The organism is Coleofasciculus sp. E1-EBD-02 (assembly GCF_040218245.1).
Lineage (GTDB): Bacteria > Cyanobacteriota > Cyanobacteriia > Cyanobacteriales > Coleofasciculaceae > Coleofasciculus.
This window is the reverse complement of record NZ_JAVJQN010000096.1, coordinates 1-7082: the sequence shown is the minus strand read 5'-3', so window position 1 is coordinate 7082 and position 7082 is coordinate 1. Positions and strand designations below refer to the sequence as shown.

Annotated in this window: 4 protein-coding genes; 1 reads left to right on the top strand and 3 read right to left on the bottom strand. The window is 48.6% G+C overall.

Annotation, left to right across the window (positions count from 1 at the left end; all coding sequences use genetic code 11):
* Positions 1-87: 87 nt before the first annotated feature.
* Positions 88-1434, bottom strand: a complete 1347-nt coding sequence (locus RIC07_RS15745; protein WP_446395357.1) for a DUF6798 domain-containing protein — start codon at positions 1432-1434, stop codon at positions 88-90.
* Positions 1435-1654: 220 nt separating this feature from the next.
* Here RIC07_RS15745 and RIC07_RS15740 point away from each other — a divergent pair, with 220 nt between their 5' ends.
* Positions 1655-2659 carry an NAD-dependent epimerase gene (locus RIC07_RS15740; protein ID WP_446395356.1) on the top strand — a complete coding sequence of 335 codons (1005 nt, stop codon included), beginning with the start codon at positions 1655-1657 and terminating at the stop codon, positions 2657-2659.
* A gap of 111 nt (positions 2660-2770) precedes the next feature.
* Here RIC07_RS15740 and RIC07_RS15735 read toward each other — a convergent pair whose 3' ends face one another.
* Together RIC07_RS15735 and RIC07_RS15730 are read right to left on the bottom strand one after the other, a co-directional pair.
* Positions 2771-5128: a GumC family protein gene (locus RIC07_RS15735; RefSeq protein ID WP_446395355.1), complete on the bottom strand. Its 2358-nt coding sequence runs from the start codon at positions 5126-5128 to the stop codon at positions 2771-2773.
* A gap of 308 nt (positions 5129-5436) precedes the next feature.
* A complete protein-coding gene (locus tag RIC07_RS15730) occupies positions 5437-6873 on the bottom strand; it encodes a polysaccharide biosynthesis/export family protein (RefSeq protein WP_446395354.1) in 1437 nt (478 codons plus the stop codon).
* Between the last annotated feature and the right edge of the window lie 209 nt (positions 6874-7082).

Below are 7082 nucleotides of genomic sequence, written 5' to 3'. Positions count from 1 at the left end.
CCGATAGAGCATGATGCTGGCGTTCACATCAAGGTGTCATGACCCGTCTAACGTAGACTGCGGTGAGTCTTGGTCTGCACGTTCCGACTATGTACAGATATGCCTAGATCTGCATAGTTCTGTATAGGTTTTTCGGAACGGTGTAACAATCAGCGCATCATCAGGGGTGTTAGTGCGAATCCAATCACTTATCGCTTTGCCTTCGGGGTCTATCCCCTGTTGTTCACTGGGAAACTCAGATAGGGCAACTAAAGCTTGATGAAATTGTACAGCCTGAACAGTACAAGCTCCACTCAATAACACGATGCAAACGAATAACAAAATGGGTCTTGCTTTACCGATAAAGCTTTGCTCCAGGGCGCAAGCAAACAGCAGACAAGTATTCAGGGGTAACATCACATCCCCCAGCCGAAACGGGTAATATTGTAGGAACGTACCCTGAGCATCAAACGGCGCGATCGCAAGTCCTAAGCCAAACGGTATCAACGTCAGTAGTGTGAACTCCGCCAGCCCCATCCGCACCCCATGTTCCTGAGACTGTCGCTGGCGCCAAAGTATGCCCACACTCAGCGCCAACACTAGCAAGTAGACAGCAGGTTTTATCCACCACTGTTCCGACCAATCAAGGGGATTCAGGTGGTGAGGAGAACGGATAAACACGTAAATATAGGACGGTTCGACAGCACCTGTGGGACTCGAGGTCAATAAATGTTCCAGAACCGTGTAAATTGATAGCGCACTGGCTATCAGATAAATAACGACAACTGAACCCAGATACTGGATATTTCTAAAATGGCGGCGGCGTCTGAGTATTAACCATCCGGCTATCACAATAGATGCCCACCCCCCGACAAGAGTGTGAAATAATGTAGCTAGCCCTAACAGAAGTGCCATCAGCCGATAGCGACCCGTTAACATCAGCCCAATGGCAAACAGCAATAGACCGTAAGCCACAACTTTCGGTTCAATTCCTCCCACCAACCATTCACGGGCAACTATACCTTGATGGTCATCCACATACAGAAACAAACCAACCGCCAGCAGCAGCAACGGCAAACTCAACCCCAGTTTTCGACCCAGAAACACTAATCCTGAAGCCATTAGCGTGTAACACAGCAGCCGCCCGATTAAAGACGTGGCTAAAAACCCCCAAGCCGCCGCCATTGAGCCAAAAAATGCCAGGAATGGTATCCGATAGCCCGGAGGCTGATTGAGATACCAGTCTCTGGGAATCCAACTTGGGTCAGCATACTGTCTGGCAAAGGGTAAGATATCTATCTCGTTGTTGATACCCATATTGCCATCCAGCAGAAACCCCAAACTGAGGAATGCGGTGACGACCACAATTTGAACGCTGACTTGCTTCCAGTGAGTTCGGTCTTGATTAACCCGATTGGCTTGTATGGAATGACTTGATATCGTCTCTTTGGTCACTGGCGTGATACTTCCCCAAATTAAACCCTAATCGTTGCCAAGTATAGTATTGTCAGCGTCTCGTGAATAGCTCTTCTACATAACCCCGTTGATGTGTCGGGGCGAACGAGAGAAATTAATCGGGATTGTTTCCCATACCTGGAATGCTAAACTTGCCTTGATCATCCGATCAAACGGTATCAGCTTAAGCAATCCCGACGTTTATAAGAGGAATTCAAGTGTGGTCAATGTTTTAGTTACAGGTGCAGCCGGCTTTATCGGATACCACCTCAGTCAACGGTTACTTGCCCAGGGTGATACCGTGATTGGACTGGATAACCTGAATGCTTACTATGATGTCTCCCTCAAACAAGCCCGACTCGCGCAACTGGAGAACCAACCGGGGTTTCGCTTTTATAAACTAGACTTAGCCGACCGCGAAGGGATTGCCCAGTTATTTGCCCAAGAATCCTTCGAGTTTGTCATCCATCTGGCGGCGCAGGCGGGAGTTCGCTATTCTTTGAAAAATCCCTACGCCTATGTGGATAGTAATCTGGTGGGTTTTACCAATATCCTGGAAGGGTGTCGCCATTCTGACATCAAGCATCTGGTGTTTGCTTCATCCAGTTCGGTGTACGGCGCGAATACGAAGGTGCCGTTTTCAGTACAGGATAATGTCGATTGTCCTGTTAGCCTCTATGCAGCTACCAAGAAAGCAAATGAATTAATGGCTCATGCCTATAGTCATTTGTACAATATTCCAACAACAGGCTTGCGCTTCTTTACGGTTTATGGGTCGTGGTATCGTCCCGATATGGCACTCTTTTTATTTACCAAAGCGATTCTGGCTGAACAGCCGATTAATGTGTTTAATTATGGTCGGATGCAACGGGATTTTACTTACGTTGATGATGTTGTCGAGGGTGTGGTGCGAGTCATGGGTAAGATTCCGCCGCCGGAAGCCTCAGGAAATGCTTCACCTGGTTCGAGAAGTTCTGCACCTTACAAACTCTACAACATTGGCAATAATCAACCGATTGAATTGCTACAACTCATCGAAACCTTAGAACAATGTTTGGGCAAAACGGCGGTGAAAAATATGCTACCCATGCAACCGGGAGATGTGCCGATTACTTATGCGGATGTGGATGATTTGATGCAAGATGTGGGATTTAAACCGAATACGTCCATTGAAGTGGGTGTGGAACAATTTGTTCAGTGGTATCGGTCTTATTACAACATTTAGTTTATTTTGTCAATGATCAGATTTAATCGGGGCGGGTTTAGTCGCATCTAGGTGCAACAGAAATGATAGTAGTGAAACCCGCCCCTACACAGGTGAAGGTTTAAACCTTTTTTATTCGCCATCCTTCTGGTTTTCGTCATCGGGCTGGATGTTTTCCTCCATCCGTTTCATCAATAGCTGTTTCGCTTTGAGAATGTCGGATTCGGTTCCATAGTGATTGTGATAGTAGTAGTAAGACCGGGTGGTATACCCTTTAACACCATTGGCAACTACGCCTAACACGGTGGCGTTAGAAATTCTCATAGTATCTAGGGCTTGCATTAATGCCGAGCGATCGCTCTTACCCAAGCCCACCACCATCATCACACCATCAGCGTGAGCCGCCAAGAGACGACCATCTGCTAGTCCTAACACAGGTGGTGTATCGTAAATCACTAGGTCAAAAACCGCATGAAATTGCTCCATTAAATGTTGCATCTTCTTGGAACACAGCAGCCGACTGGGATCAGGGGGGACTTGTCCGGCGGTGAGGACATACAACCGATCCCACATCGGTAGGCGCTGGATTGCTTGTTTTGCTGTCAGTCCAGTGGCAATGACGTTACTTAAGCCCACCTGGTTGTCTAGGTTCAAATAGTGATGAACTTGAGGGCGTCGTAAGTCCGCATCCACCAGCAACACTCGTTGACCCATAGCGGCGGCGGCTTGGGCGAGGTGGACGGAAACAGTGGATTTTCCTTCTGAGGGGGTAGCTGAACTAATAATAATGGAGTGAACGGGAGTATCGCTACCCAAAAACCGAATATTTGTTTGGAGCGAACGGAATGATTCTAAGAAGGGAGAAGCATTGTAGCTTCGGGATGAGCGGCGAGATTTTTCACCATTGGCGGAAGAAGAAGCTGATGCCACCTGGGTTAAGTTTGCCGTAGACATCATCTGTTGTTTGAGTTGTTTTTGGTAGGGGATAATGCCCAGTAGGGGAAGTTTGGTCAAGTCTTTGAGTTCATCGGGAGAATGGAAGACATTATCCAACCGTTCGATCAGCAAAGCCACGCCCATGCCTAACAATAATCCCGCGATCGCACCTAATGTGATATTGCGCTGGGTATTGGGCCACACGGGGACTTGGGGGACTTCTGGCTTTAATATAATCTGCCAGGGTAAGGCTTTCTGGGCGGCTTCAATTTCCAGATTTTCCCGCACCGCCAGAAAGCGATTTAAGCTATCGGTGGCGACTTGGAGTTCTCGCTGTAAGTCTGTGTAGCGGCGGGCGATGACGGGAATTTGTTTAACCTGGAGGTTGAGCATTTGAGCCGATCGCGCGATCGCACTTTGTTTGACTTGCAAGACTTGCAGTTGATTAGTCGCTTGCACCAGTTGCTGGGTCAAGTTTGTGCGAATCGAATTGGGGGAAGCACTGGAAACCCCAGCCTCGGTAAGGCTTGCGCCCAATACGTTTTGGGATTCTTGGTTGAGTAAGGGTAAGAGATTATCCCGTTTCTGGCGCAAGGCTTGCATCGTGGGACTTTGGGGCGTAAACCGCGCCGATTCTAGGGCAATCTGGGATTCAAGTTCCGCAAGTTGGTTAAGTAACTGTTGGTAGCGAGGGGCTTCACTGAGGGTTACAGTAGCAACCGCTTGCTGGGGTGATAATCCCAACTGCTGTAAGAGCGTATTATAAAGCGATCGCGTTTCTTGATACTGAACCTGAGTTTGCAACTGCTGCTGTTCAATCGCACTCACCCGTTGGGATAACTCTTGGGCTTGAATTTCCGGGTCGAGGAGGTTGTGTTGTTGGCGAAAGGCTTGCAGTTGTCCTTGCAGCTTATTCACGCGATCGCGCAGCACGGGTAACTGGTCATCAACAAACTGAATTCCCTGTTTCAGGTTCAGTTGTCGCTCTTGCAGGGAGTAACGTAGATAGCCTCGAGCGACTTCGTGTAAAACCCGCCGCACTCGTTCCGGCTCAGTATCCCGATAACGCCCTTCCAGGATCTTGGTGTCCCCCAGTCGGCTGACAATTAGCTGAGTCATTAAGGACTCGTAACTGACCTCAGGATAATGCTTGTGGATCTCTTGGACAATAGCCTCCATTAGCTGAGGAGAGCGTAACACCTGAATCTGGGTATCATAATCCAGTGTGGAATTCCGTCCATCACCGCCACCCACTGCTTCCGTAAGTTTGTCTAAGTCTCCTTCCTCAGTGACGGGTTCGACCAACAGTTGAAACTTGCTCTCATACTTCGGTGTCTGATTCAACGTCCAAAAACTGATCCCCGAGGTCACTGCGATCGCGACTCCAGCAATCACTAACGCCCGACGCCGAATGACGTTGACCAACTGTTGCAATGTCCATTCATCCGGTTCGGGTTCCGGAGGTGGTGTCCGGTAGACCAGCGGTGGTGCATACTTTGGGTGTTTCCCATTGCCATTGGGCGATAATGGTTCTTGAATCTGACCGATCTCCATCTTCCCCCTACTCCTTCTGCGTGGATTGAGCGCGTTCGTCAAAAAATCATTTTACCTTGTTTAATTGTGTACCAGGTTGGTTCAAAATCGTCACGAATACCGCTGAAATTTACAAATTTGATCGGAGTAGGGAATCAGCCATCAACAATCAATCCTTGATTCCCTATCTCTCCTACAATACTATTAATACTGATTCAGTCATCAAATTATCGACTGAAATGCCTCAAAAACGGTAACAGAAGCGACAATATCCCTCTTTATCTGTAGAGACGTTGCATGGCACGTCTCTACTGCAGCCAGCCGACGCTCTAGAATCCAAAAAATCTAAACACAGAGAACACGCTACCAATAGGACTGACAATTGTCCCCAATGTATCCGTGACTCGGGTCAAACCGGAACGTCTGACGATAATCACATCATTAGGGCGCAATGGTGGATTGCTTTCATCGTTAACATCAGCCGTAAAATCCACATCGATTTCCCGTTTTTTAACCGTACCGTTGGGTTGCAGACGAATCAACTCCACAGAACTCTTGCGGGCGCGGCGATTATCAAATCCGCCAGATGCTAGCAGGGCTTGATTTAAGGGGGCGTTCGCTGGGATTGATACTGTACCCGGTTTCTCGACTTCTCCCACCACATTGACATTGATAATTGCCGCCGAAAAGCTCGCTGATGCCAATTTTGTAGCTTCTGAAGCGGTTAGAGTTTCGGCTTCCGGGACTCTAATCGTATCTCCCTGTTGCAGAATCACATCTTCAGAGAGATCACCCTCTTGCAGGAGTTCCCAGAGATTGACAACGATCAGTTGCTCAGAGCCATCTCTGGTGGTGCGTCGCACTTCAACATTACGAATATCGGCAGATTGAGTAATACCTCCGGCTACTTGAATCGCTTGAGTTACCGTTGGCGGTTCTGTATTGTTACCACCGCCGCCACCAGCTTGGTCAGCCGTAGCCGCGCCCGATGTGGCGGCGGTAACGGTATAAGGACCCGGACGCACCACTTCCCCGACGACGGCAACTTTAATTGGCTTAACCGCCTCTGGTGAAAAACTCGCGGTTGCCAGTTGACGGCTTTCTAGGGGGTCAATTCCGGTGGTGGTGGGGATAAAGATTTCATCACCATCTCTCAAGGTCACATCTTGAGCGAGATCGCTATTTTGTAATAACTCCCAGAGATTAATGGTATAGGTTTGTCGGGTAGCTGAGTTCATCCGGCGGCGGATTTGCACGTTTCGCACATCAGCCGAGCGGCTAATTCCGCCAGCAAGCTGAACCACTTGAGTCACGGTGGGAAATTGTTGCCCTTCGTTGAGGGTGACGCTGTAGGAACCGGGACGATTGACTTCCCCGGCGACCGCAATTTTTAGGGGGCGAGGATCAATCAGGGTTAAGGTGACTAAAGGGCGTCTGACAAAGGGAGCATATCGCTGAGAAATTCGTTGAGTGGCAGCATTAATGGTTAACCCTTCTACAGGAATACTGCCAGCAACGGGTAAATTTAGGGTTCCATCGACTAAAACCTGGTAGTCTCCACTGTATTCGGGAACATCAAAGATCGTTACGCCCACGCGATCGCCTGATCCGAGTGTATAGGGTAAATCTGGTGGTGGATTCGTAACCGTCGTTGGTTCTAGGGGCGAAAATGTAGGGACTTGCGCCATTCCCGGAAGCGGTGCGGTTACGGCAAAAAAGGCGAATAGGGTTAAACCTGCTACAGATGGTGTTAAATGCTTGCTCAAGTTGATCCTCCCGATCCCCATAGTGCAAAAATTGTCAATGGGTCTTTTAACTCTCAGTTTAGTCATATTTATCTTAACAGGGGGGTTTGGGGGAGTTGTAAGACCCACGCTGTACCCTTCGACTCCGCTCAGGGTCAGCGTTGGGATACACAACTCCCCCAAGTTAATTTAGGTGACTCAACGTTACCTAAATTAACAGTTAACAGTAC

Coding starts and splice junctions, on each gene's coding strand:
- RIC07_RS15735 (WP_446395355.1), bottom strand. CDS start 5,128: ATGGAGATCGGTCAGATTCAAGAACCATTATCGCCCAATGGCAATGGG.